Annotated in this window: 20 protein-coding genes and 6 pseudogenes; 18 read left to right on the top strand and 8 right to left on the bottom strand. The window is 58.7% G+C overall.

The features are described 5' to 3' along the window. Positions 1 to 93: 93 nt before the first annotated feature. On the bottom strand, positions 94 to 2,613 hold the full coding sequence (locus tag AC4ANK_RS22505) for a GAF domain-containing hybrid sensor histidine kinase/response regulator (RefSeq protein ID WP_002552391.1): 2,520 nt from the start codon (positions 2,611 to 2,613) through the stop codon (positions 94 to 96). Between the two features lie 143 nt (positions 2,614 to 2,756). Here AC4ANK_RS22505 and AC4ANK_RS22510 point away from each other — a divergent pair, with 143 nt between their 5' ends. Beyond that, entirely contained in the window at positions 2,757 to 2,972 is a 216-nt protein-coding gene (locus AC4ANK_RS22510) for a hypothetical protein (protein ID WP_161937912.1), read from the top strand. 64 nt (positions 2,973 to 3,036) lie between these two features. On the opposite strand, the gene AC4ANK_RS22515 is transcribed toward AC4ANK_RS22510, so the two are convergent. Continuing rightward, positions 3,037 to 3,441, bottom strand: coding sequence for an SDR family oxidoreductase (locus AC4ANK_RS22515; protein WP_002552390.1), 405 nt, complete (start codon positions 3,439 to 3,441; stop codon positions 3,037 to 3,039). Positions 3,442 to 3,549: 108 nt separating this feature from the next. After that, entirely contained in the window at positions 3,550 to 4,467 is a 918-nt protein-coding gene (locus AC4ANK_RS22520) for a LysR substrate-binding domain-containing protein (protein ID WP_002552389.1), read from the bottom strand. 188 nt (positions 4,468 to 4,655) lie between these two features. Between AC4ANK_RS22520 and AC4ANK_RS22525 the strand changes: the two genes are divergently transcribed. The 3 genes and pseudogenes from AC4ANK_RS22525 to AC4ANK_RS22535 form a co-directional block, all read left to right on the top strand. Further along, on the top strand, positions 4,656 to 5,405 hold the full coding sequence (locus AC4ANK_RS22525) for an SDR family NAD(P)-dependent oxidoreductase (RefSeq protein ID WP_002552388.1): 750 nt from the start codon (positions 4,656 to 4,658) through the stop codon (positions 5,403 to 5,405). A gap of 100 nt (positions 5,406 to 5,505) precedes the next feature. Continuing rightward, complete coding sequence (locus AC4ANK_RS22530) at positions 5,506 to 6,807, top strand: MFS transporter (protein WP_044323372.1); 1,302 nt, start codon at positions 5,506 to 5,508, stop codon at positions 6,805 to 6,807. A gap of 18 nt (positions 6,808 to 6,825) precedes the next feature. Then, positions 6,826 to 7,200: pseudogene (locus tag AC4ANK_RS22535) on the top strand (transketolase); the annotation flags it as partial. A gap of 12 nt (positions 7,201 to 7,212) precedes the next feature. On the opposite strand, the gene AC4ANK_RS22540 reads toward AC4ANK_RS22535, so the two are convergent. Continuing rightward, entirely contained in the window at positions 7,213 to 7,962 is a 750-nt protein-coding gene (locus tag AC4ANK_RS22540; RefSeq protein ID WP_460382697.1) for an IS5 family transposase, read from the bottom strand. Positions 7,963 to 8,050: 88 nt separating this feature from the next. On the opposite strand from AC4ANK_RS22540, the pseudogene AC4ANK_RS22545 reads away from it, so the two are divergent. From AC4ANK_RS22545 to AC4ANK_RS22570, 6 genes and pseudogenes are all read left to right on the top strand, one after another. After that, positions 8,051 to 8,533 (top strand): annotated as a pseudogene (locus tag AC4ANK_RS22545) (thiamine pyrophosphate-dependent enzyme); the annotation flags it as partial. Beyond that, on the top strand, positions 8,530 to 9,549 hold the full coding sequence (locus tag AC4ANK_RS22550) for a transketolase family protein (RefSeq protein WP_011167980.1): 1,020 nt from the start codon (positions 8,530 to 8,532) through the stop codon (positions 9,547 to 9,549). The pseudogene AC4ANK_RS22545 and the gene AC4ANK_RS22550, both read left to right, overlap by 4 nt. Before the next feature lie 57 nt (positions 9,550 to 9,606). Next, positions 9,607 to 10,562, top strand: a pseudogene (locus tag AC4ANK_RS22555) (alpha/beta hydrolase). 143 nt (positions 10,563 to 10,705) lie between these two features. After that, a complete protein-coding gene (locus AC4ANK_RS22560) occupies positions 10,706 to 11,191 on the top strand; it encodes a P-loop nucleotide/nucleoside kinase family protein (protein WP_031595635.1) in 486 nt (161 codons plus the stop codon). 204 nt (positions 11,192 to 11,395) lie between these two features. Next, on the top strand, positions 11,396 to 13,141 hold the full coding sequence (locus AC4ANK_RS22565) for an OPT family oligopeptide transporter (protein ID WP_002552383.1): 1,746 nt from the start codon (positions 11,396 to 11,398) through the stop codon (positions 13,139 to 13,141). Between the two features lie 66 nt (positions 13,142 to 13,207). Further along, complete coding sequence (locus AC4ANK_RS22570; protein ID WP_002552382.1) at positions 13,208 to 13,369, top strand: DUF2986 domain-containing protein; 162 nt, start codon at positions 13,208 to 13,210, stop codon at positions 13,367 to 13,369. A gap of 180 nt (positions 13,370 to 13,549) precedes the next feature. On the opposite strand, the gene AC4ANK_RS22575 is transcribed toward AC4ANK_RS22570, so the two are convergent. From AC4ANK_RS22575 to hmpA, 3 genes are all read right to left on the bottom strand, one after another. Beyond that, on the bottom strand, positions 13,550 to 14,176 hold the full coding sequence (locus AC4ANK_RS22575) for a glutathione S-transferase family protein (RefSeq protein WP_002552381.1): 627 nt from the start codon (positions 14,174 to 14,176) through the stop codon (positions 13,550 to 13,552). 127 nt (positions 14,177 to 14,303) lie between these two features. Then, positions 14,304 to 14,720, bottom strand: coding sequence for an ester cyclase (locus tag AC4ANK_RS22580; protein ID WP_002552380.1), 417 nt, complete (start codon positions 14,718 to 14,720; stop codon positions 14,304 to 14,306). An 88-nt stretch (positions 14,721 to 14,808) separates the two neighbouring features. After that, a complete protein-coding gene (hmpA, locus tag AC4ANK_RS22585) occupies positions 14,809 to 15,996 on the bottom strand; it encodes an NO-inducible flavohemoprotein (RefSeq protein WP_031595633.1) in 1,188 nt (395 codons plus the stop codon). A 310-nt stretch (positions 15,997 to 16,306) separates the two neighbouring features. Here hmpA and AC4ANK_RS22590 point away from each other — a divergent pair. From AC4ANK_RS22590 to AC4ANK_RS22605, 4 genes and pseudogenes are all read left to right on the top strand, one after another. After that, positions 16,307 to 17,485: pseudogene (locus tag AC4ANK_RS22590) on the top strand (sugar porter family MFS transporter); the annotation flags it as partial. Positions 17,486 to 17,569: 84 nt separating this feature from the next. Then, on the top strand, positions 17,570 to 18,592 hold the full coding sequence (istA, locus tag AC4ANK_RS22595; protein WP_002551322.1) for an IS21-like element ISPsy4 family transposase: 1,023 nt from the start codon (positions 17,570 to 17,572) through the stop codon (positions 18,590 to 18,592). After that, a complete protein-coding gene (istB, locus tag AC4ANK_RS22600) occupies positions 18,589 to 19,398 on the top strand; it encodes an IS21-like element ISPsy4 family helper ATPase IstB (RefSeq protein WP_460383631.1) in 810 nt (269 codons plus the stop codon). The genes istA and istB overlap by 4 nt, the downstream gene beginning before the upstream one ends. A gap of 49 nt (positions 19,399 to 19,447) precedes the next feature. Beyond that, positions 19,448 to 19,696: pseudogene (locus AC4ANK_RS22605) on the top strand (MFS transporter); the annotation flags it as partial. Positions 19,697 to 19,745: 49 nt separating this feature from the next. On the opposite strand, the gene AC4ANK_RS22610 reads toward AC4ANK_RS22605, so the two are convergent. Continuing rightward, the gene (locus tag AC4ANK_RS22610) at positions 19,746 to 20,366 is read right to left on the bottom strand and encodes a LysE family translocator (RefSeq protein WP_002552377.1); all 621 of its coding nucleotides are present in this window, start codon (positions 20,364 to 20,366) and stop codon (positions 19,746 to 19,748) included. A 163-nt stretch (positions 20,367 to 20,529) separates the two neighbouring features. Between AC4ANK_RS22610 and AC4ANK_RS22615 the strand changes: the two genes are divergently transcribed. The 4 genes and pseudogenes from AC4ANK_RS22615 (at position 20,530) to AC4ANK_RS22630 (ending at position 24,658) form a co-directional block, all read left to right on the top strand. After that, positions 20,530 to 21,009 (top strand): Lrp/AsnC family transcriptional regulator, encoded by a 480-nt coding sequence (locus AC4ANK_RS22615; protein WP_002552376.1) that lies wholly within the window; start codon positions 20,530 to 20,532, stop codon positions 21,007 to 21,009. A 98-nt stretch (positions 21,010 to 21,107) separates the two neighbouring features. Beyond that, complete coding sequence (locus tag AC4ANK_RS22620) at positions 21,108 to 21,488, top strand: glyoxalase superfamily protein (protein ID WP_002552375.1); 381 nt, start codon at positions 21,108 to 21,110, stop codon at positions 21,486 to 21,488. Positions 21,489 to 21,737: 249 nt separating this feature from the next. Next, a pseudogene (atzF, locus tag AC4ANK_RS22625) lies at positions 21,738 to 23,533 on the top strand (allophanate hydrolase). Positions 23,534 to 23,548: 15 nt separating this feature from the next. Further along, positions 23,549 to 24,658 carry a BMP family ABC transporter substrate-binding protein gene (locus AC4ANK_RS22630; protein WP_002552373.1) on the top strand — a complete coding sequence of 370 codons (1,110 nt, stop codon included), beginning with the start codon at positions 23,549 to 23,551 and terminating at the stop codon, positions 24,656 to 24,658.

Genomic DNA, 24,658 nt, shown 5'->3' on the forward strand with positions numbered 1-24,658 from the left:
TGCGAGGCCGTAGCCTGGGATGAGCGGCACATCATTGACTGCCAAAGCCGAGCTGACAGGAACGACGGCCTTCACCCCGTACTCTGGCGAAGGTCAGGGTGCCAAGCCATAAGCTTCTGACGCGGGGCCGCCGCCCTTGCCGTGAAGCGGGGCAAGGCATGCTGCAAGTTCGCTTTTGCGAAACGGCTTTGTGAGCCGCGGAAGATCCGGATCAAGGCCCTCACGTTCGGCATACCCGGAGACCAGAAGGACCGCGGTTCCAGGCCTTGAGGAGCGGACCACCCGGGCCAGATCGGTCCCGTTGATACCCGGCATGAGGTGGTCAGTGATCAGCAGATCAAATGCCTGCCCGTTGGCTATCAGTTGCATGGCCTCTTCACCTGACCCGGCCTCGATCACGCGGTAACCCAGCTCGGCCAGCATGTAACAGGTGCTTGCCCGTACCAGTTCCTCATCGTCGACCAGCAGCGCGATCCCGCGCGTCAATTGCGGCTCTGACGCCTCGACAATGTGCAAAGCCGCTGCTGGCACGGTCATGCTGCGCGGCAACCACAGCTCCACTTTCGTCCCGAAACCTGGCGAACTCTGAATCGTGAGAGCACCGTTCAATTGTGATGCCAGCCCATGCACCATCGAAAGACCCAGACCAGTCCCTTTGCCGACACCCTTTGTGGAGAAGAATGGCTCCACCGCTCGGCCAAGCGTGGCAGCGTCCATGCCAGTGCCCGTATCTGCGACGGTTAAACAGAGGTATTCGCCTTTCGGCAGCTTCGAACGATGCCCATCGCCTACCAGCACCGTACCGGCAGATATGCACAGGGTGCCGCCCCCGATCATCGCGTCACGCGCGTTCACAGAAAGGTTGAGAACAGCCATCTCCAGCTGGTTTTGATCGGCAATGGCAGCGGGCAGATTCTCTGGAGCGTCGACGACCACTTTGATTTTCGGCCCGGCCGTTCTGGCCACCAGATCGCCCATATCGCTCAGCAATTTGGCCACATCGACCGGAACCGTCTGCAACGGCTGACGGCGCGCGAAGGCTAGCAGTCTCTGTACCAGCGTCTTGGCACGCTCCGCCGATTGCATTGCGCCCGAGATGAGACGTTGCTCTCGATCGCCACCCACGCCACGTCGCAGAAGCAGATCGAGCGTGCCCACAATGGGCGTGAGCAGGTTATTGAAGTCATGCGCAACGCCGCCGGTAAGCTGCCCCATTGCTTCCATCTTCTGGCTCTGGCGCAGCGTCTGCTGGACCTCCTCGCGCTCGGCGATGGCCTGGACAATTCGCCTTTCAAGGGTGTCGTTAAGCTCCCTCAACTCCTCCTCGGCAGCCTTGCGAGCAGTGATTTCGATTGCGGTGCCGGTGACGCGCAAACAGACACCGGCTGCATTGAACACCCCGCGCCCCTTTGCCGCGATCCAGCGAACGATGCCGTCCTCTCGGCCAACCGTGCGGTAGTCGACCTCGTAGAGCGCGCGACGCTCTGGATCTGCGGCCGCCAGGAAGGCGTCGATCGTCGCATCACGATCCTCGGGGTGCAAACCATCATAGAAATCTTGCAACGTGACCTTCACGTTAGCCGAGATGCCGAACATCGCCTTGGTTTGTGAAGGCCAAACCAGCGTGTCATGAACCAGATCCACGTCCCAGAAACCCACATCGGCGTGGTCGACGGCAAGACGCAATCTCGACTCGCTGATACGGATCGCGGAATCCGTTCGTGCACGGTGAACAATCAGTCCGACCGTATGAGCCACGAAGTTGATGATCTCAATATCCGCTGGCAATGGCTCACGCAGCTCACGGTGGTACAGGACGAACGCACCGAGCAGTGCGCCCTGCGCCGAACGGATAGGAACCGACCAGCAGACGAGCAGCCCATGTCCGACGGCCAGATCGCGGAACTCGCTCCAGCGTGGGTCGATCATGATGTCGGCCACTGCCATTAATGCGCTCTGGTAGCCCTGGAACGGGGCGACAGCAATGGCATTGAGAGCGTCAGTGTAAGCGTCAGGCAGACTCGGGCCGGCACAATGCTCCACGTGATACATGTCTTCATCCAGGAGCACGATGCTCCCCACGAATCCCGACGTTGACAGCGCTTCCACTTCGCGGACGATTGCATCCAGGGTAACGTTCAGGGTTGTTACTTCTACAGCCAGCTCCAGGATTCGATTCTGAGTGGTCCTTAGTGCCGCCCCGCGATTGCGTGCCTGGGTCAGGCGCGCATTCTCGATTGCGATGGTTGCCAGTCGCGCCAGACTTTCCAACAGTTTGATCGTATCGGGATCATGATCGCGAACATCGGACCAGTAAGCGCCAAGCGCCGAGAACGGAACAGGTCTACCGATGGGCACCATCACGAGGCTTCGGACAAAGGTCGGCGCGTAAGCGTCCTGCGGGATGCGTGGATCGAGCCAAACGTCACGGATCGCAACCGTCTCACCATGGCGCATCGTCCAACCAGATACACAATGGTCAATCAGGAAGCTCTGTCCTTGCCAAAGGGGAGAGACCGCATCTTCGGCTACATAAGAACAGCGGCCTTCATTTTCTATGACGACCGCAATGCCCTCCGCGCCTACCGCAGCGCGCGCCGTGTCCCTCAACACAGCGACGACCTCCTCCACCGAGGCCGCACAGGTCAGTCTCTCGCTGGCACTCAGCACATGAGACAGGCGGTCATCACCGATCAGATCCTTGGGGACATTAAGCAAACGGATCTCCCAACGGCCGCAGAATCCTGTTCCGCGGCGTGGTTCAAATTGAAGGAGGAAAAGAGTTACTGAAGCGCGACTCTCTTTTCGTATTTGTCGAATTTCAGTCTCTCAGAAAAACGATTATCAAGCATCACCGCTGCGGTATTTTGCGACCGGTAGCACTTAGCCATGATTTTTTTCCCCGCGAAGGGCAGCTTTGGGCCGGCTGTGTTGAAAAAACTGGTTTTCTCAAACGGGCTGATCATTGGTAGACGACTTATTCAACAGAATCGGTAAAAAACTGTCTTTCGCAGGCGCGATCTTAATGTCCCTAGTTTAGCTGTCGTTCAGGACTGCCGGAGTAGCAGCCGTCCCAGCCAACAGACCACCCTCAATGTTGAACTCACTGCCCGTGATGTAGGTGGCGTCATCCGACGCGAGCAGCAAGGCCAGAGCGGCCACTTCTTCAGGCATTCCGAATCGCCTGAGCGGAGTGTCTTGAACCAGCGCAGCCATTCGTTCCTCACGACCGGCATCGCTACCTAACATGGGTTCCCACATGGGGGTGAGGATGGCCGCTGGATGAATCGAGTTGCCTGCAACCGCATTACCAAGGTCGTCGTTAATATCAGTGACGTAAACGAAGCAGCCTTGTTGCACAAAGAGTTTTGCAATGGCGGCACCGATGCCTTGAGCCGCGCCGGTAACGACTGCGGTCCTGGAAACCAGTTTATTTTCCATAAATGATGACATCTCCATGGTGAGGCTTATTCAGACCGCATGAGAATGAAGCCATGCCCTATGCCATGCTCACGCTTGGCAAAGAGGCTAAAACATAAGCGGGGCGGCTCAAAACACAAACCCCTGCCCTAACTCATGCTCCATCCATTCAAGAAATCTTCTGACTCTGGGGAAGCCGGAATGGGCCCTGGGAAAGACCAGATGATGCGCTGCAACCGGTGCAGTCAATTCTTGAGGCGCAACTTCGATCAGTTCGCCAGTGCCCAGATACTTTTGCGCCAGCAAGGTGCTTTCCAGCGCAAAACCCAAGCCGTGACTGGCGGCTTCCAGCGTCATGTACGAACGGTCGAAACTCAGCGCATAAGGCTTTTCCGGGCGAGCCAGTCCATGCCGGGCAAACCATTCGGGCCATTTGAGCAACGTGGCTTCGGAGAGAATCAATTCGCGGTCGAGCAAGTCCGCTGCGCTGTGCACCGGGCGACGCGCCAGCAGTTGCGGAGACGCCAGCACAGCGAATTTCTCGTCACGCAGGGTGCGCACTTCGTAGCTCGGCCAGTTTGGTCTGCCATGACGGATATCGACATCGATCTTGTCCCGGCTGAAATGCAGCGACTCATAAGAGCACGACAGGTTGATCTGGATATCCGGGTGGCTTACCCGAAACGCCTCCAGCCTCGGCATTAGCCAGAGCAGCCCGAAACTGGGCGCGGAATGCAGGCGCAAGCAATCGAGACTGACATCGCTTGCCGCACGTTCGGTCGCGACGGCAAGGCTGTGCAACACCCCCGAGACATCTTTCAGATACTGCTCGCCGACCGGCGTGAGCGTGACACCACGCGCGGCCCGGACGAACAATTGCCGTCCGATCAAAGCCTCCAGTCTGGCCAGTTGGTGACTGACTGCCGAGGGTGTCAGGTCCAGGACCTCGGCTGCTCTGGCCAGATTGCCGAAGCGGGCAGTCTGTTCGAAGGCCTGAAGCGCTTTCAGCGGTGGCAGGCTCAGAGGTGCATCGTCATCAGGCTGCATGAACACTCCGATGTGTCCGATTATTCGAGTTTCATGCATTCAACCACTGGTATTGCGGATTGACGAGAGGTGAATTTTTTTCAGCACCCAGTGATTTTTGCGGCATTGCTCAGAACCGGCACCGGGAACACTCTGAAGTCATCGATCACCCGAATCGAACCCAACAACAATAATCAGAGGTATCCCTCATGCTTCTTCAAGGCAAAATCGCAGTCATCACCGGCGCGGCGTCGGAGCGCGGTATCGGTCGCGCAACCGCGGTCACGTTCGCCCGCCATGGCGCACGCGTGGTCATTATCGATCTGGACGAATCCGCTGCACACGATGCCGCTGCCGCGTTGGGTGAAGGCCACTTGGGCGTGGCAGCCAACGTCGCCGATGAAAAACAGGTTCACGAAGCCGTCAGCAAAATCATCGCGCACTACGGTCGTATTGACATTCTGGTGAATAACGCGGGTATCACACAGCCCATCAAGACTCTGGACATCCGCCCTGGCGATTACGACAAGGTGCTCGACGTCAGCCTGCGCGGCACTCTGCTCATGTCGCAAGCGGTGATCCCGACCATGCGCGCCCAATCCTCGGGCAGCATCGTCTGCATGTCTTCGGTTTCCGCCCAGCGTGGCGGAGGCATTTTCGGTGGCCCTCACTACAGTGCAGCGAAAGCCGGCGTGCTGGGGCTGGGCAAGGCGATGGCACGTGAATTCGGGCCTGATCAGGTGCGTGTCAATTCCATCGCCCCCGGCCTGATTCATACCGATATCACCGGCGGTCTGATGCAGGATGAGCGACGCCACGCGATCATCGACGGCATTCCGCTGGGCCGCCTGGGCGCAGCGCAGGACGTGGCCAATGCCGCGCTGTTTCTGGCCAGCGACCTGTCGTCCTATCTCACCGGTATCACGCTGGATGTGAACGGCGGCATGCTGATTCACTGACCGCGTGTGGACGGGCTGGCAAACAGCCCGTGTTTGTTCTGGATCGACGATACGCCGGGCGAATGCCTGGCGGTCTATAAAAACAAGAGATCAGACCATCATGATAACCACCATGACCCTCGACGCGGTGTCGACCACGCGCGCCAATGCCTACCGCAAGACCGCCTGGCGACTGATGCCGTTCCTGATGCTGTGCTACCTGTGCGCGTACCTGGACCGTGTCAATGTCGGCTTCGCCAAGCTGCAGATGATGAACGACCTGTCGTTCAGCGAGACCGTCTACGGCCTCGGTGCCGGCATGTTCTTCATCGGCTATTTCCTCTGCGAAGTGCCCAGCAACCTGATCCTTCATCGCGTCGGGGCAAGACGCTGGATCGCCCGCATCATGATCTCCTGGGGCATCATTTCCGCCCTCTTCGCCTTTGTCGAAACCGCCTGGCAGTTCTATGCCCTGCGCTTTCTGCTCGGCGTGGCGGAAGCCGGTCTGGCACCGGGCCTGCTGCTGTACCTGACGTACTGGTTCCCCTCTTATCGCCGCGCGCGCATGACCGTGCTCTGGTTCATCGCCATCCCGCTGTCCGGCATGATCGGCGGTCCGCTGTCGGGCTACATCATGACCCGCTTCGCAGGCGTTCATGGCTGGGCCGGCTGGCAATGGATGTTCGTCCTTGAAGCGATCCCGACGGTGATCGTCGGCTTGTTGGTACTGAGCTATCTGAAGGATGGCGTGCATCAGGCGACATGGCTGTCTGCTGAAGAAAAGGAATTGGTCAACAAGGAACTGCAAGAGGACAACAGCCAGAAAGTGGTACACGCGTCGGTAGGCGCCTTCATTCGCGACAAGCGTCTGTGGCTGCTGGCATGCATCTACTTCTGCGTGGTGATGGGCCAGTACGCGATCACCTTCTGGTTGCCGACGCTGATTCGCAATGCAGGCGTTTCCGACCCGCTGCATATCGGCCTGATGACCAGCCTTCCCTACCTGTGCGCAATCGTCGTGATGCTGTTGATGGGGCGCAGCGGCGACAAGCATCGAGAACGCCGCTGGCACCTGGTCGGGCCGATGATCGCAGGCGCGCTCGGGCTGAGCCTGGCAGCGCTGTTCGGCGGCAATCTGCTGCTGTCGGTGCTCAGCCTGTGCCTCGCCGCAGCAGGCATTCTCTCGGCATCGTCGCTGTTCTGGATGCTGCCTACCACCCTGCTGGGCGGGGTATCGGCGGCCGCCGGGATCGCCGGAATCAACAGTTTCGCCAATCTCGCGGGCTTCTGTTCGCCCTACCTGATCGGCTGGATCACCACCACGACCGGCTCAAGCGCCATTGGCATGTACCTGATTACTGGCGTGCTGTTCATCGGCGCCTATCTGGTGCTGCGCATCCCTGCCGCCTCGGTCAATCGTTGAGTCAACGGAGTAATCACCATGACAGCCACTACTTTATCTGCGCCTTCAACCTCGCTGGCGCAGCGTGCCCATAACATTCGCCGGCACGCATTACGCATGGGCCAGGTTCAGGGCCAGGGTTATGTCGGACAGGCACTGGGCGCTGCGGACCTGCTCGCCGTGTCCTATTTTCACGCGCTGAACTATCGGCCTGAAGACCCTGAATGGGAGCAGCGCGACCGCTTTTATCTGTCGATCGGCCACTATACCATTGCGCTGTACGCGGCATTGATAGAGGCGGAAATCGTCCCGCTCGATGAACTGGAAACCTACGGCTCGGATGACAGCCGTTTGCCCATGTCCGGGATGGCGACTTACACCCCCGGAATGGAAATAACCGGCGGTTCGCTAGGGTCTGTTCCCGTTTCACATTGGCAGCCACAGAAAAGCGCAGGCCATTGCTATGACGCTTTCATAGTTTCTCTTGAGTTTGTCGAACCGAGAAGCCGCCGCCCGGAAATGCTTCAACCGGGCAAAGGCGTTTTCTACGAGATGTCGATTGCGATATAACCCTTTGTCCAGATCTGCGTTCCCTTTCAGAGAATTGCGCTTTCGTGGAATCACCACTTTGCTGCCTTGCTGCTCGACCTGAGCGCGTATCGCTTCAGTGTCGTAGCCCTTGTCCGCAATGATCACTTCTGCATTGGGCATCTTGGCAATCAACGAGGCCGCCTGCGAACAATCATTGGTCTGGCCTCCGGTCACGTCAAATGCAATGGGCAGCCCACAAGCGTCTACAGCCAGGTGAATCTTGCTGGTGTTACCGGCTCGGCTTTTTCCGATGGCCTGGTCCTGCGTGCTGGCAGCACCTGCACTGTGCTGATGAGCCTTTACATAACTGCCATCAATGAAAACCCACTCCATGTCAGGATCGGTCATCAGCACCTCAAGCACCTTGACCCACTTGCCTGAAGCAGACCAGGCATTGAACCGCTTGTAGACCTTGCTCCAGTTTCCAAACGCTTTCGGCAGGTCTCGCCAAGGGCAACCCACACGCATGCGGTACAGCATGCCTTCAACCGTGGTGCGCAAATCTCGCTTGTTGTAGATCGATTCGTGCAGCAAAATTTCTCGAAGCTTCGGCCAGTGCTCATCACTGAGCATTAATCGGGGCATTGCAGGCTCGTATTGGTGTTGTGTGAGAACTCCAACAATACGGGCCTGTTCTCATAGAGATCAATGGGTTACGTCGAAACGGGAACAGACCCTAGGTCATGGTCTGGGCATTGCGGTAGGTGCCTGCCTGGGGCTGAAGCGCAAGGCCTCAAGATCTTTCGTTTACAACCTGCTGTCGGACGGCGAGCTGAACGAAGGCTCGACCTGGGAAGCGGCCATGTCCGCCTCGCACTGGAAACTCGACAACCTGATCGCGATCGTCGATGTGAATAACCAGCAGGCCGATGGCCACTCCAGTGAAGTGCTGGCTTTCGAACCTATCGTGGATCGCTGGCAGGCGTTTGGCTGGTTTACCCAGCGCGTCGACGGCAACGACTTGAACGCACTGGTCGCAGCCTTCGACGCGGCCCGCCAACACGTCGGCGCTCAGCCCAGGGTCATCATCTGCGACACGAAAATGGGCAAGGGCGTGGCGTTTCTGGAAACCCGTGAAAAGACCCACTTCATCCGCGTGGATGAGCACGAATGGGACGTCGCACTGAACAACCTCGACGAGGGGAAAACCGTATGAGCTCTGCCAATAACACCTCGGCTCCGTCCGTTGCCCCGAAGAAAAAACTCACTACCTCGGCGATGATCGCGTCCATCGCCTCCGAGGGTCAGGCCACCCGCCCGGCTCCGTTCGGTCATGCATTGGCGGCGCTCGCGGAGCAACGTCAGGATATCGTCGGGCTGTCGGCTGACCTGTCGAAATACACCGACCTGCATATCTTCGCCAAAGCGCACCCTGAACGTTTCTACCAAATGGGCATGGCCGAACAGTTGCTGATGAGCGCGGCTGCGGGCATGGCTCGGGAAGGCTTCGTACCGTTTGCGACCACTTATGCGGTGTTCGCCTCGCGTCGCGCCTACGACTTCATCTGCATGGCGATTGCCGAGGACAACCTCAACGTCAAAATCGTCTGCGGCCTGCCGGGCCTGACCACCGGCTACGGCCCCAGCCATCAGGCCACCGATGACCTGGCGATCTTTCGCGCCATGCCCAACCTGATGATCGTCGACCCCTGTGATGCACTGGAAATAGAACAGGCGGTCCCTGCGATCGCAGCGCATCAGGGCCCGGTGTACATGCGCCTGCTGCGCGGTAACGTGCCCTTGGTGCTGGACGAATACGGTTACACATTCGAGATCGGCAAAGCCAAGACCCTGCGCACCGGCAACGACGTGCTGATCATCTCCACCGGCCTGATGACCATGCGTGCCCTGGAAGCGGCCAAGGCACTCCAGGCCGACGGTGTCGATGTTGCGGTGCTGCACGTGCCGACCATCAAGCCGCTGGACGAGCAGACCATTCTGGCGGAAGCCAGAAAACCAGGCCGTCTGGTGGTGACCGCCGAAAACCACTCGATTATCGGCGGGCTGGGCGAAGCAGTGGCGACGGTGTTGCTGCGCAATGGCGTTACACCGACCTTCAGGCAGATCGCCCTGCCGGACGCTTTTCTCGACGCTGGAGCGCTGCCTACACTGCATGATCGTTATGGCATTTCCACGCCGGCAGTCTGCACGCAGATCAAAGCCTGGCTCTAGGCACTGAAGGTGCACAGGGCACTTTCCTGTGCACCTCCTGCGCATCGGGGACAACCGTTGAACGCAAATGAATTGCTGGACCCGGCCTATCACTCGTTCATGGATGAGCCTGCGGGTAGCTGGACACATCAGACCCTGCCCGGGATCAGGGCTCGCGTCGGTGCCGCCTGGACGGCAGCCACTGCGGCCCGTAGCGAGCAGCACTGGACCACAGGCGTTTCGGACGTCGGCATCAGGTTATGCCTTTACCGGCCCGGCCCGCCGCTTGAACACCCCACCCCCCCCCCGTCATCCTGTATATCCACGGTGGCGGCTTTGTTCTGGGCAGCCCGGAGATGGCCGATGATTACCTCGCAGAGCTAGCCGTCGAGCTCAAGGCAATCATCGTCGCTGTCGATTATCGGCTCGCCCCCGAGCATCCATTCCCGATCCCGCTGGAAGACTGTTACGCAGCGCTGGAGTGGATATTCAGCCACGGGCCGACGCTGGGCATGAACACCGGTAACCTGGTGATCATGGGCCACAGCGCCGGCGGCGGGCTTGCTGCCGCGCTCGCTCTGCTGGCAAGAAACAAAGGGCTGCGGACACTCGCCGGTCTGGTGCTGATCTACCCCATGCTCGATCACCGCACTGGCGCGCCTGACGCTCCGCCAGCCAACCCGACTACCGGCACTTTCAGCTGGTCGCGCCAGGCCAATCATTTTTGCTGGGAAAGCCTGCGCGGTGCCTACGCACTGGACGATGATCGCAAGACCCTGTTCTCCCCCGCACTGGCCACCGACCTGAGCGATCTGCCGCCCACTTTCATCTGCGTTGGCGCACTCGATCTGTTTCTTGAAGAGGACCTGGCATTCGCACTGACCCTGTCGCGTTCGGGAGTGCCTGTTGAAATGCACGTCTATCCAGGCGTGCCGCATATGTTCGATCAGTTGCCAGGCGAGCAGACCGGACAGGCGACGCAAGATATTGCCCGCGCCGTTCGCAGGATGATCGCCGCAGGGTTATGCGACTAGAATGACGCGCATGTTGCGGTGACGATCGCGAGTGCCATTTCAATGATGCGCTGAATGTGCTTGGCTGAGAGGCTCCCGCAGGGTCACGGCCTCGCCTCTGCTCAGGAATGCACACCTTAAGACTGGAAAAGGGACACGCCTTGATGCTCGCCACGAAACTTCACCTGCTGTGCGGCAAGATCGCATCCGGTAAATCGACACTGGCAAAATCAATCGCGACCGAGCATTCAGCGATCCTGCTCAGTGAAGATCAATGGCTCTCTCGGCTCTACCCTGACGAGATCAAATCAGTGGCGGACTACGTGCGTCTGGCCCATCGGATTCGCGACATCATCGGCCCTCTGGTCATCGACATGCTGAAGTCCGGCATGTGCGTGGTTCTGGATTTCCCAGCCAATACGCTTGCAGACCGCCAATGGCTTCGCAGCCTGGCTGAAGACGCTCAGGTTAAGCATCGACTGCACTATCTCGATGTGGAAGATGATATTTGCCTTGCCAGACTGCATGCTCGTAACGAAACAGCAGAGCATGACTTTGCGGCTACAGATGCGGAGTTCAGGCTGATCACGCGCTACTTCCAGACTCCACACACTGGCGAGGGGCTGGATATTCTGGTTCACCGCCTGTAATTCATCAGAGGGCGCGTGGCGATGTCCTTCTAAGAGTCTGATTTCTGATGCTCCCGCAACAGGCACCCTGCGTAGCCGGTCGGCAAAGATCGGGACAAACGGATGCCTTAACGCCACTCAACAACGAAGCCTGCCATATGAACCTTCGGCCGATATGACGCTCACTTTATAGGTTGCCTTGTCTCATTGCCGAAAGGAACTCGCATGCTTTCAACCTCGCCATCGATCCCTCTTGCCAGTCCTGTCGAGCGTGAACTTAGTCTGCGCGCGGTCATTACCGGGGTCGTGCTCGGTATCCTGTTGACACCTTCCAATGTGTACTCCGGGTTGAAGATTGGCTGGTCGTTCAATATGTCGATCATCGCCTTGTTGATCGGTTATGCGATATGGCAAGGCCTGTCAAAGCGTTCGTCCGCGCACCTACCGTGGACGCTGCATGAGAGCAACATCAATCAGACCGTGGCGTCGGCGGCTGCGTCGATCATTTCCGGTGGGCTGGTCGCGCCGATTCCGGCTTATACCTTGCTGACCGGTCAGCAACTGGATGCCGTCCCGATGATCGCCTGGGTCTTTTCGGTAAGTTTTCTGGGGATCTGGATTGCCTGGTACTTGCGCCCATCACTGCTCAACGACAAGTCGCTGAAGTTTCCCGAAGGCATGGCCACTCTGGAAACCCTGCTACACATCTACAACCATGGGCGCGAAGCCGCAATACGCTTGAAGGTGCTGCTCAGCACCGCGTTGCTGTCTGCGCTGGCCAAGTGGGTCGACACGTTCATATGGGCCTTCCCGCGCTGGTCGCCGAGCGCTCACCTGGAGCGTCTGACCTTTACCGCCGACCCTTCGCTGCTGCTGGTGGGGTTTGGCGCAATTATCGGCATTCGCGTCGGCATGACCCTGCTGCTCGGTGCTCTGCTGGCCTGGGGCGGCGTGGGGCCGTGGCTGCTGGAACAGGGGCTGGTGATATTACCGGCCGACAGCAGCGGCCCGCAGTTCGCAGCACTGGTGGAATGGTTGCTGTGGCCGGGTGTAAGCCTGATGGTCTGCTCGACCCTGGCCTCATTGGTGATTCGTTTGTGGGCACTGCACAAATCCACCAGAGCCAGTGGCGGGACGACGTGGTCAATGCCAAAGGCAGGGCCTGCCGCCGGTTTCGTACTGGCGATCATATTGGTCGTTAGCCTGCAGGCGCTGTTGTTCGGCATTAACCTGTGGATGGCGTTGCTGACCATTCCCCTGGCAATCTGCCTGGCGGCCGTGGCGGCTCGAGTGGTCGGTGCCACCGGCATTCCTCCCATTGGGGCAATCGGGCAGTTATCCCAACTGAGCTTCGGCATCGTCGCGCCCGGGCAGGTGCCGATCAACCTGATGAGCGCCAACACGGCCGGAGGTTCTGCCGGGCAATGCACGGACCTGATGAACGACTTCAAGGTCGGCCGGGCGATTGGCGCCACACCGCGTAAACAGTTGATCGCCCAGACACTGGGGATTTTCGTCGGCAGCATCGTCGGCGTCCTGGCTTACATGGCGCTGATCCCGGACCCGCAATCGATGCTGCTTACCGAAGAATGGCCCGCCCCGGCGGTAGCCACCTGGAAAGCCGTCGCGCAAACGCTGACCCACGGCCTGGATTCATTGTCAGCGAGTATCCGCTGGGCAATTTTCATCGGCGGGCTGGCGGGGTTGTTGCTGGGCATCCTCGACAGCACGTTACCCGCCCATCGCACCCGGTACATGCCGAGCGCCGCCGCCCTGGGCCTGGCTTTTGTCCTGCCAGCCTCAGTATCTCTGATGATGGCCCTTGGCGCGGTGCTCACCTGGCTGGTGAACTGTCGCTGGCCGTCCCTTACAGAACGCTTCGCCATTACCGCAGCGGCAGGCCTGATTGCCGGAGAGAGCATCACCGGTGTCGGGGCGTCGCTGTGGCAGATGGTTGGAAACGTAGGGTAATCGACGCGTGTATGAGCAGATATTCCAGCTGGTATCATCCACGCATCTGCAAGCGAGTTGAAGAGCATGAATCGTCGTAAAAAAATACAGCAGCTACTGAAAGCCCACGCAAAAAAGGCCAGCGCAAAACTGGCCCCGCAGAGCAAGGCCAAATACATCAGCAAGGCCGACCGCTTGAAGCTGGCGGCCGAAGCGGATCAGGACTCGATAAGCCTGTCCGAAGGCTGACCGGCAACGTACGCGCCTTGGCGACGCAGAGCGTGCGGAACGATCATCGCAACTATCGTGCGGCGCTCCGCGTCGCATGCCGTTCCGGGCTGCGTTACCACGCTGGAGCATGGGAACGAGAGGTGTCCGGGAGAACACTTCTCGTGACTATGCGCGGCGCAAACGCCTCTGGCATGGCGGTTACTTGGCGAAAGAATATTCCCCACCCTGCTCCAAAGCCTTGCGGTACGCAGGCCTGCTCTGCAGTCTTTCAACCCACGCCGTCACATTCGGGTACGGCTGCAGCATTCCCTGAGCCTTGGCGAACTCGCCAATGAAGCTCATCTGAATATCCGCGCCACTCAGATCTTCTCCCAACAGATAAGGCGTCAACCCCAGAGAGTCGTTCAGGTAACCCAGATAATTGGCCAGCTCTGACTGGATTCGCGGATGCAGCGGTGCGCCAGCGTCACCCAGACGTCCTACGTACAGGTTGAGCATCAGCGGGAGAATGGCCGAGCCTTCCGCGAAATGCAGCCATTGCACGTACTCATCGTAGGTAGCGCTGGCCGGGTCCGGCTGCAGACGACCGTCGCCATGACGGCGAATCAGGTAGTCGACAATGGCACCGGACTCGATGACGACATGCGGGCCATCTTCGATGACAGGTGATTTGCCCAGCGGATGCACGGTCTTGAGCTCGGGTGGCGCAAGGTTGGTTTTCGGGTCGCGCTGATAACGCTTGATCTCGTAGGGCAGGTCGAGCTCTTCGAGCAGCCACAAAATGCGCTGCGAACGTGAGTTGTTCAGGTGGTGGACAGTGATCATGTCGGGCTCCGCGGGGTGAAAGTGTCTAGAAAAGACTGCGCTGCCACCGGGGAGTGCCCTGAAATGCTGTTACTTCCACGAGCGTGCCGGAAAGACTGCGCTGATGAGCTAGGCACCGATGAAAATTTCAGGCGCCTCTGTCACTGGAGACGGCCGCTGGCCCGCCACGAAGTTCTCGCTCCACTGCGGCTTTATCAATGACCGACCAGACGCTGACAATCTTGCCGTCGCTGAATGTGTAGAACACGTTTTCAGAAAAGGTAATACGCTGGCCATGCGCATCCAGCCCCAGAAATCGCCCCTGCGGCGAGCAGTTGAATATCAGGCGGGCAGCAACCTGTGACGCCTCAACCACCAGCAAGTCAATGTTGAAACGCAGGTCAGGGATAATCCTGACGTCGTTTTCCAGCATCGCCCGGTAGCCGGCCACGCTGATCCGCTCGCCGTTGTATTGCACATCGTCGTCGACGAAATCGCCGAGATCCTGCCAGCGGCGTTCGTTAAGACAGGCGATGTAAGCTCGATATTGCTCGGCCAGATTCATGGTGCGCCCTCCTGTTCAAAAAATACTTGAAGCAGCCTTTTTAAGGGGATGCTTCAAAAGATATGCGCTTCTGCGCATCTGAATGCGCTCAGGCCAACGCCTCGGCCGGACCAAAAAACTCATAATGGCTCTGCCGGTCCGGAACACCCAGCTCGTGCAGCGCGCGCTTGATGAACACCATGAACGGCTTCGGACCAAGAAAGTATGCCTCGACATCCGTGTCCTCCGGCAACCATTGCTGCAGATGCTCCGTCGAAGCAAGCCCCGTCACGGTATTTGCCGGTACATCACCGGCCGTAGCTTCGCTGTAAACCACGTGCGCCGCAAACTGCGCATATCGCTCGCGCCAATCATCAATGACCGCCTGGAACGCCTGCACGCTGGCATTACGCGCGTAGTGGATAAACACGACGTGTCGGCCACCTGCCTGCAACGCCGCTTCCGCCATGGCCAGCGTCGGGGTGATGCCGACACCGCCGCTGATCAGTACCAGCGGTTTGCTGCCTTCGACAAGCACGAACTCGCCAGAGGGCGGGAACAATTCTACGGTGTCGTCCACTGCGACCTGATCGTGCAGGTAACCGGACGCAACGCCCCCCTGCTCTCGCTTGACGCTGATGCGATAGCTCACACCGTTGGCAGGCGCAGAGAGCGAGTAATTTCTACGAATTTCTCCGCCTTCGGTGTTCAACCGGATACCGATGTACTGACCGGGCTTGTGCGCGATGACCGGTTTACCATCAACAGGCTGCAGGTAGAACGACATGATCTCGCTGCTTTCCGGCACCTTGCGAACAACCTTGAACAGCCGTCCGCCACGCCAGCCACCCGGTGCTGCGGCGATGCTTTCATACACATCGCGCTCGGCATTGATCAGCATGTCAGCCAGTTGCTGATACGCCGCAGCCCATGCATCGATCACTGCATCCGTTGCGATCTCTGCGCCCAGCACTTCGCGAATGGCGCGCAGCAGGCAGGCACCGACAACCGGATAATGCTCCGGCAGTATCTGCAGCGCGACATGTTTGTTGACGATCTGCGCCGCCAGCGGCCCGAGGTTTTCGAGGCGATCAATATTGCGCGCGTACATCAACACCGCATTGGCCAGCGCCCGTGGCTGTGCGCCACTAGCCTGGTTGGCCTGATTGAACAGCGGACGAACCTGAGGATATTCATCGAGCATGATGCGATAGAAATGAGTGGTCAGTGCCTCGCCGCCTGTTTCAAGGATCGGTACGGTGGCTTTGATGATGTCGCGATGGGCAGTGCTGAGCATGATCCACTCCAGAGTGTGCAGTTTCGTTCATGGAGTCAGAGCAACGCGCGTGCCAGATAAAAACCTCTTTAAAATCAATTAATAGCAGACTTACCAGTCAAAAAGACTGAGTCTTATTGACCAAAAAAATGGAAAAATATGGTCATTATGACCAGACGCAGTTAATCGTTTCAGCCATCCTCGCACGCAGAGCGCCTTCAAGAATTCAATCCCGACCGGGTTTGTAGGGAACTAGCGCGCAACACATCGCCCTAAGCCTGACATCTACGTACTGGCGCGACGCTGGTTTCAAACGAAGGACTTCAGATTCATGTCTTCAAGTAGCACCTCAGCAGCGGCCGATCCGCAAGGTCGGCAAAGCGCTTCACCGAATCGACTCATTTTTATATCCGTGCTCGTGGCCACCATGGGTGCGCTGGCGTTCGGCTATGACACCGGCATCATCGCCGGTGCATTGCCTTTCATGACGCTCCCCACCGATCAGGGCGGGCTGGGCCTGGATGCCTACAGCGAAGGAATGATCACCGCCTCACTGATCGTCGGCGCTGCGTTTGGCTCGCTTGCCAGCGGCTACATCTCCGACCGTTTCGGACGCCGTCTGACCTTGCGCCTGTTGTCGGTGCTGTTCATTGCTGGCGCACTGGGCACGGCCATCGCGCCTTCCATTCCGTTCATGGTTGCTGCGCGCTTCCTGCTGGGTATCGCAGTGGGTGGCGGCTCGGCTACGGTGCCGGTGTTCATTGCCGAAATCGCCGGGCCGTCGCGTCGTGCGCGACTGGTCAGCCGTAACGAACTGATGATCGTCAGCGGCCAGTTGCTCGCCTACGTTCTAAGCGCGGTCATGGCCGCTCTGCTGCACACACCTGGCATCTGGCGCTACATGCTGGCCATCGCCATGGTCCCGGGAGTGTTGCTGCTGGTCGGTACATTCTTCGTACCGCCGTCGCCGCGCTGGCTGGCGTCCAAAGGCCGCTTCGATGAAGCGCAGGATGTGCTGGAGCAACTGCGCACCAACAAGCAGGATGCGCAGCGCGAAGTGGACGAGATGAAAGCGCAGGACGAGGAGGCTCGTCACCGCCCGAAAGCCAGGGAGTTGCTGCGTCAGGGCTGGGTGATCAAGTTGTTGCTGATCGGCATCGGTCTAGGCTTTACCGCGCAGCTCACAGGCGTTAACGCCTTTATGTACTACACCCCGATCATTCTCAAGAATACCGGCATGGGCACCAACGCCGCGCTGACCGCCACCATCGGCAACGGCGTGGTATCGGTTATCGCGACCCTGCTCGGCATTTGGGCGATTGGCCGTTATGGCCGTCGGCACTTGCTGATGACCGGGCTGGTGATGGTCATCCTGATGCAGGCAGCGCTGGGTTGCGTGTTGCAATTCATGCCGCAGAACCTGACCCAGAGCTACACCGCCCTCGCCTGCATTCTGGTGTTCCTGCTGTTCATGCAGATGTGCATCTCGCCGGTCTACTGGCTGCTGATTGTCACCGCCACTGTAAAAATGACCCCCTAACGCCAACCTAGAATTGACCCCCCTGGGTAAAACTGGCGGCTTTGAGCTGCCAATATGTTGACCCAGGAGCAGTCTGTGGAAATTAAAGTGTTGGCCCGTCAGGGCCATGGCATCAAATTCATCGCCCGTGAGCTGGGTATTTCGCGTAACACCGTGCGCAAGTACCTGCGAAAGGCCCGGTCGCTACCCAGTGACAAGGTGAGACCCGCACGTCCGTGCAAAATCGACCCCTTCAAGGACTACCTGCACGAGCGTATTGAGGCGGCGCGCCCACACTGGATTCCGGCGACCGTCCTGCTGCGTGAGATCACGGCATTGGGGTACAGCGGCGGCGTCAGTCGTCTGAAGGCTTATATTCGCCCCTTCAAACGTAAGGCAGAAGAGCCGGTGGTACGTTTCGAGACACTGCCCGGCAAGCAGATACAGGTGGACTTCACCACCATTCGACGAGGCCGTCAGCCGCTTAAGGCGTTCGTGGCGACACTTGGTTTTAGTCGAGCAAGCTTTGTCCGTTTCTCCGAGCGAGAGGACAGCGAAGCCTGGCTGACAGGGCTTCGGGAGGCGTTCGCTTACTTTGGCGGCGTGCCCGAGCAGGCATTGTTTGATAACGCCGGAACCATCATCACCGAGCGAGATGCTTTTGGGGAGGGCCAGCACCGTTGGCATCCCCGATTGGCTGCGCTGGCCGATGAGTTTGGTTTTATTCCCAAGGTCTGCCGCCCTTACCGTGCCCAGACCAAGGGCAAGGTTGAGCGCTTCAACGGGTATCTGAAGGGCAGTTTCATTACCCCGTTGGCCGCTACGCTCAAGAGTGCGGGTCTGACGCTGGATGTGGTGACGGCCAACGCACATATCGGCCAATGGCTCGACGAAGTCGCTCATCAGCGGATTCACGGCACGACGGGTGTTCAACCGGCGGTACGTCTGGCCCAAGAGCAGCAGGTACTATTACCACTGCCAACACAGAGCCTGCGCCCACAACCCGCCCAAGGCCTACGCCTGGGACGGGTCCTGCCGTACGAGAGCTTGCAGCATCCGCTGTCGGTTTATGAGCAACTGCTGGAGGTGAGAGCATGAACCTTCAACATGCTCGCCTGACAGAACTATGCAAGGGGCTAAAGCTTGAGCGCGTCGGGGTGGACTGGCCGCACCTTGCCCAACAAGCAGCAAGCGGCGAAGACAGCTTTGCCGACTTCCTCGAAAAGCTGCTGGCTGCCGAGACCGATGCCCGAAGTGAACGCTCTCGACAGGCCCTGCTGAAAACTGCCGCGCTGCCCGCCGTGAAAACGCTGGAGCAATACGACTTCGCGTTTGCCACCGGCGTCCCCCGGGCACAGCTCCAGGAGCTGGCAGCATTGAGTTTTGTTGGGCGTACCGAGAACATCGTGTTCCTGGGGCCTAGTGGTGTAGGCAAGAGCCACCTGGCCATCGCCCTGGCCTACCGGGCAGTGATGGCCGGTATCAAAACCCGCTTCGTCACTGCGGCTGACTTGATGCTGCAACTGACCGCTGCGCACCGCCAGGAACGGCTCAAGGAATACTTCAGTCGTGTGGTGATGGCCCCCGGGTTGTTGGTCATCGATGAAATCGGTTACCTGCCGTTTGGTCGTGATGAAGCCAACCTGTTCTTCAATGTTGTCGCCAAGCGCTACGAGCAAGGCAGCCTGATCCTCACGAGTAACTTGCCGTTTACCCAGTGGGCCGGAACCTTTGCGGATGATCAAACACTGACAGCGGCCATGCTGGACAGGCTGTTACATCATGCCCATATCGTGCAGATGACAGGTGAAAGCTATCGACTCAAGGACAAGCGCAAAGCAGGAACCAAATCTTCTCGGGCCGAACCGGCTCGAAAATATGAACCCGAGGGGGGTCAAAACTAAGTTGGCGATTTAGCACGGAAGGGGGTCACTTTTTAGTTGGCGTTGACAACTGATGTCGGAATTGTTCCCGATGCAGGTGCGCGGATTGCTGACCGGCACAGCGGTATCGATGCAATGGCTGTTCAACGCATCGGTGGCATTCACCTTCCCGATTGCAGTCGATACCATCGGCAACCCGACGTTCTTCATCTTTGCGGCCATCAACGTCGGCTCGTTGATATTTGTCTTCCTGTGCCTTCCGGAAACCAAAGGCAAATCGCTTGAGCAGATCGAGAAGCATCTGAAAAAGGAGCTGTAACGGCTGACCGGATGAGGCCATCAACGGCCTCATCTACCCTCCAGGCAGATCAGCGCACCAGCATCGACGCTGCCGCCGCTACCATGATTGCTGCCGCACCGCGAAACAGTTTCCTTTGAGCACGCTCACTCGACAATAAATGTCGAATGCGCAATGCGGCAAATATGAACACTGCCCCTACCCCCAGCAGTACCAGTACAGTCAGCGGCACCAGAACCAACCCCCACGTCTGCAAAGAAACCGTTTCGAGATTGATGACCAACGGTAAAAGCGCCAGATAAAAGGCAATGGTCTTGGGGTTGCCCAAGGTGATGGTCAATCCTGAAGCGACCGCAGACAGCAACTCTTTTTTCTTTGCTGATTTTCCGATTTCTATGGCTTGATGGTCTGCGAACCAGAACTGCCAGGCCAGGTAGCACAAATAAATCGCGGCCCCCCAACGCACGACCTGAAACAACGCATTGAAGTGTTCGGCAATCATTGCAAGGCCGAATACCGCAAATGACAGATAGGTCAGATCCCCCAGGATGAGACCGGCCAGCAGGCAGAAGCCTGACAGCGCACCGCCACTGACACTGCGCGCAACCAGCGCAGCCATGCCAGGGCCGGGAATGGCTGCGGCAATGCCCAGCGCTGCCGAGTACGTAAGAACCTGAGTCAGATCCAGCATGTAGCACTCCTTGAAATGTAACAGCCAGCTTGAATACAGAGCCTGCTCAAGCTCCATGTTCAAAAATACTACGCGCTTGAAGCCGGAAAAAATCACCTGTTCTTACTGGCTGAGCGGCTGAAATCGGTATAAGTTTCCCCATCCAGGCGGAGTAACGGTATTTATGACCTCACCGACGTTAAGCTCAATTGATATGAGGATCCTCACGGCCCTGCAACAGGACGGCCGGATCACCAATCAGACCCTGGCCGATCAGATCGGCATGTCTGCCTCGCCCTGCTGGCGACGGGTCAAACAACTTGAAGAGCATCGCTATGTGCTGGGTTACAGAGCGGTGCTGGACCGTCGCAAGATCGGGCTGGGTGTCATGGTGTTCATTCGGGTCAGCATCGACTCTCACAGTGAAGCCGAGGCAAGAAAATTCGAGCAGGAAGTCATGCAACTGGAGAACGTCGTGGCGTGCTACAGCATCGGCGGAGATGCCGACTTTCTGCTTCAGGTGGTGGCACGCGACCTGGATTCTTTTGCCGACTTCGCCATGACGGTGGTCAGAAGGCTCCCCGGGATTAAAGAGATGCAGAGCATGTTCGTCTTGAAGGAGATAAAGCCTTTCGTCTCATTTCCGGTCAAACCTGCGGCCTGACCGCATCAGGCTTAGGCCCTGGATGGCAAGTTCGGGTCAGCAAACATGCATCGCCTGCAAACATCAAACAATCGATCGTTTTCAATAAAGGAATAGTCATGTCCACGACCGAGCAAGCCACTGTGACTTTCGACAGTGCCATCCCGATCCTGCGGATGTTCGACGAACGCAAAGCGCGTGAGTTCTACCTCGACTTTCTCGGTTTCAGCGTCGAATTCGAGCATCGTTTCGAGGCCGATCTGCCGTTGTATCTGGGGATCAGCCGCAATGGCCTGCATTTGCACCTTTCCGAACATCACGGCGACGCCTGTCCGGGGGCTGCGGTGTTTATTCCCACTCAAAACATCGAGCAATTGCGCGATGAGCTGCTTGGCAAGCAGTACGGTTATGCACGACCCGACATTGTTCAGCAGGGCTGGGGCCAGGTACTTGAAGTCTGCGATCCGTTCGGCAACCGCATCAGGTTCTGCCAGAGTTGAGGCAAACGCATTAACGTCAGCGGAGACCGATAAACCGGTTGTCCGGCTGACGCCACCACTGCCTGCACAATGGATATGCCGTGATCCATCGTTGTGCACATTGCCGCGTTCAAGCGCAAAGATGACGCATGACTGCGTCAAAAAACTTCGCTAACAGCCTTTAATCCCCTGCCAATCCGCCTTCGGTCAACCTTGGCCCATAACGTGCAAACGTGCCAGCTCATCTTGTATACATGAATGAACACCACTATGACCGCACTCGATATTTCCCAACTTCAGTCGGCGTTACATTCAGGTCAAACAACCCTGACGGCACTTGTGCAAACCCTGACGGCGCACATCGATGCGGATGACCGGGCGGAAGTCTGGATTCATCGCGTGCCCGTGACGCAGCTTCTTGAAAGGGCGAAGACACTGGAAAGCATTGCCGCAGAAGCGGGCGATTCGGTCTATGAGCAACTGCCGCTGTTCGGCGTGCCGTTTGCGGTCAAGGACAATTTTGACGTGGCCGGAATGCCGACCACGGCTGCGTGCCCGGCTTTCGCCTACACGCCCAAGGAAAATGCTCACGTCGTCCAGCTACTGCTCGACAGTGGCGCGATACTGATGGGCAAGACCAATCTCGATCAATTCGCCACCGGTCTGGTGGGTGTCCGCTCGCCCTACGGGGCCGTGCGCAATGCCCACGACCCGGCCTACGTCAGCGGCGGTTCAAGCTCCGGCTCGGCGGTTGCCGTCGCGCGTGGCTACGTGAGTTTTGCACTGGGCACGGACACGGCAGGATCAGGCAGAGTACCCGCCGGTTTCAACGGTATCGTGGGGCTCAAGCCCAGCCTTGGCCTGTTCAGCAGCCGAGGCGTCGTGCCTGCCTGCCGCACGCTGGACTGCCCGTCGATATTTGCCGGGGATGTGCTACAAGCCTGGCAAGTGGCGCAGGTCATCGCGGCTTACGATCCGCTCGACCCGGCCAGTGTGGCCGTGCAGGCATTGGCGGTGCAGCGCAGGGCTCGGCGTGTCGCGGTGCCAAGGCACTGCGAGTTCTTCGGTGATGCTCAGGCGCAAACGGCTTACATCAAACCCTGCAAAGCGACCCGCTGGTGACTATCGAACCCATCGACTTCGATGTCTTCGCCGAGGCCGCGGCCCTGCTGTACCAAGGCCCATGGGTGGCCGAGCGGCGGGCAGCAGTAGGCAGATTCTTTACCACCCATGCTGACGATATTCATCAAGTGGTGCGCGGCATCCTGCAGAGCGCCGCTTCGTTTGATGCCGTGGACACATTCAATGCCCGCTATCGACTGGCGGAACTGACGCGAACAGCCCAGCAATTGCTGGCCGGGGTCGATGTGCTGGTGGTCCCGACGGCGCCCTGCATGCCGACCATTGATGCAGTGCTCGCCAACCCGGTCGAGCTCAATTCACAGCTCGGCTATTACACCAACTTCGTTAACCTGATGAATATGTGCGCCCTCGCCGTCCCGACAGAGCGCCGTGCCGACGGTTTGCCTGCAGGCATCACGCTGATCGGCCCCGCTGGTGCCGACCAACGCCTGGCAGAAATAGCCGCAGCCTGGCAGCCACTCTTCGGCAAGGCAGACCAGAGCGAAGCCGTCGCGATGGCACCCCTGCCCCGCAACAGCCCTGTCGTGCAGGTCGCGGTTGTCGGCGCGCACCTCGTCGGCCAGCCGCTCAACTGGCAATTGCTCGAAGGCAGTGCCCGTCTGCTGCGTACCACAACCACCAGCGCAGATTACCGGTTGTATGCACTGGCCGGGACTTCGCCACCGAAGCCGGGCTTGGTGCGTGTGCCTGAACAGGGCGAGCGCATCGAAGTCGAGGTCTGGGAAATGCCGCTGAACCTGTTCGGGGCCTTCGTCGCCGCGATTCCCGCGCCATTGGGCATCGGTTCTCTGCAATTGGCCGACGGCCAGTGGGTCAAGGGTTTCATCTGTGAGCCAGCCGGCCTTGAGGGCGCGCTGGACATCACTGATTTCAAAGGCTGGCGCGCCTACCGCGCCGCGCACACATCTTCCATCGCTCATTGATCAGGGGTAGCACGCATGTCGAACGTTGATCGTCGCAGTTTCATCAAGTTGGCAGGCATTATCGGCCTGAGCGCAGCACTGCCGTTTGGTCGTGCCTACTCAGCCGACGCGCCGCTGGTGGTGGGTTTCATCTACGTCGGCGCTCGCGACGACTTTGGCTACAACCAGGCCCACGCCCAAGCAGCAGCCATCATCAAGACGCTGCCCAACGTCAAAGTGATCGAAGAGGAAAACGTCCCGGAAACCGTGGCCGTGCAGAAGACCATGGAAGCCATGATCCGTCAGGACGGTGCGACACTGATTTTCCCGACCTCATTCGGCTACTTCGAGCCGCATGTGGTCAAGGTCGCGAAAAAGTACCCGGACGTGCGCTTCGCGCATTGCGGCGGCCTCTGGCAGAAAGGTAAGGACCCGATCAACGCGGGCAGCTTTTTCGGTTACATCGACGAAGCGCAATACCTGAACGGCGTGATAGCCGGGCACATGAGCAAGAGCAAAAAACTCGGTTTCGTGGCCGCCAAGCCTGTGCCTCAGGTACTGCGCAACCTGAACGCGTTCGCCATGGGTGCCCGCTCGGTCGACCCGAGCATCGTGACCACGGTGATCTTCACCGGTGACTGGTCGCTGCCGGTCAAGGAAGCAGAAGCTGCCAACGGCCTGATCGACCAGGGCTGTGACGTACTTACCTGTCATGTCGACGGCCCCAAGGTGATCGTCGAGACGGCTGAAAAGCGCGGTGTGATGACCTGTGGCTACCACGCCAGCCAGGCCGCGCTGGCACCAAAAGGTTACCTGACCGGTGCCGAATGGAATTGGGAAACACCTTATCGCGCCCATGTCGCGGCAGCCCAGAGCGGCGCGCCGATGATCAACTTCCTGCGTGGCGGGCTCAAGGAAGGCTTCGTCAAGACTTCCGCCTATGGGCCTGCGGTAACAGACGACGCCAAACAGAAAGCGGATGCCATCAAGGCGCAAATGATGGCCGGGCAGTTCGTGATCTTCAAAGGCCCGCTCAAGGACAACAAAGGCGCAGTGGTGATTGCCGATGGTGTGTCACAAGGCCAGACCGACATCGCCCTGGAGAGCATGAATTACCTGGTCGAAGGTGTACTTGGCCAGCTCTGA

The organism is Pseudomonas sp. Pmew2, from assembly GCF_058129885.1.

Bases quoted from the DNA above. Each gene is read 5' to 3' on its own strand.
- AC4ANK_RS22620 (WP_002552375.1), top strand. From the start codon at position 21,108: ATGTCCACGACCGAGCAAGCCACTGTGACTTTCGACAGTGCCATCCCG.
- hmpA (WP_031595633.1), bottom strand. From the start codon at position 15,996: ATGCTCAGCACTGCCCATCGCGACATCATCAAAGCCACCGTACCGATC.
- AC4ANK_RS22610 (WP_002552377.1), bottom strand. From the start codon at position 20,366: ATGCTGGATCTGACTCAGGTTCTTACGTACTCGGCAGCGCTGGGCATT.
- istA (WP_002551322.1), top strand. From the start codon at position 17,570: ATGTTGACCCAGGAGCAGTCTGTGGAAATTAAAGTGTTGGCCCGTCAG.
- AC4ANK_RS22630 (WP_002552373.1), top strand. From the start codon at position 23,549: ATGTCGAACGTTGATCGTCGCAGTTTCATCAAGTTGGCAGGCATTATC.
- AC4ANK_RS22515 (WP_002552390.1), bottom strand. From the start codon at position 3,441: ATGGAAAATAAACTGGTTTCCAGGACCGCAGTCGTTACCGGCGCGGCT.
- AC4ANK_RS22550 (WP_011167980.1), top strand. From the start codon at position 8,530: ATGAGCTCTGCCAATAACACCTCGGCTCCGTCCGTTGCCCCGAAGAAA.
- AC4ANK_RS22565 (WP_002552383.1), top strand. From the start codon at position 11,396: ATGCTTTCAACCTCGCCATCGATCCCTCTTGCCAGTCCTGTCGAGCGT.
- AC4ANK_RS22570 (WP_002552382.1), top strand. From the start codon at position 13,208: ATGAATCGTCGTAAAAAAATACAGCAGCTACTGAAAGCCCACGCAAAA.
- AC4ANK_RS22530 (WP_044323372.1), top strand. From the start codon at position 5,506: ATGATAACCACCATGACCCTCGACGCGGTGTCGACCACGCGCGCCAAT.
- AC4ANK_RS22520 (WP_002552389.1), bottom strand. From the start codon at position 4,467: ATGCAGCCTGATGACGATGCACCTCTGAGCCTGCCACCGCTGAAAGCG.
- AC4ANK_RS22540 (WP_460382697.1), bottom strand. From the start codon at position 7,962: ATGCCCCGATTAATGCTCAGTGATGAGCACTGGCCGAAGCTTCGAGAA.
- AC4ANK_RS22615 (WP_002552376.1), top strand. From the start codon at position 20,530: ATGACCTCACCGACGTTAAGCTCAATTGATATGAGGATCCTCACGGCC.
- istB (WP_460383631.1), top strand. From the start codon at position 18,589: ATGAACCTTCAACATGCTCGCCTGACAGAACTATGCAAGGGGCTAAAG.
- AC4ANK_RS22560 (WP_031595635.1), top strand. From the start codon at position 10,706: ATGCTCGCCACGAAACTTCACCTGCTGTGCGGCAAGATCGCATCCGGT.
- AC4ANK_RS22580 (WP_002552380.1), bottom strand. From the start codon at position 14,720: ATGAATCTGGCCGAGCAATATCGAGCTTACATCGCCTGTCTTAACGAA.
- AC4ANK_RS22525 (WP_002552388.1), top strand. From the start codon at position 4,656: ATGCTTCTTCAAGGCAAAATCGCAGTCATCACCGGCGCGGCGTCGGAG.
- AC4ANK_RS22575 (WP_002552381.1), bottom strand. From the start codon at position 14,176: ATGATCACTGTCCACCACCTGAACAACTCACGTTCGCAGCGCATTTTG.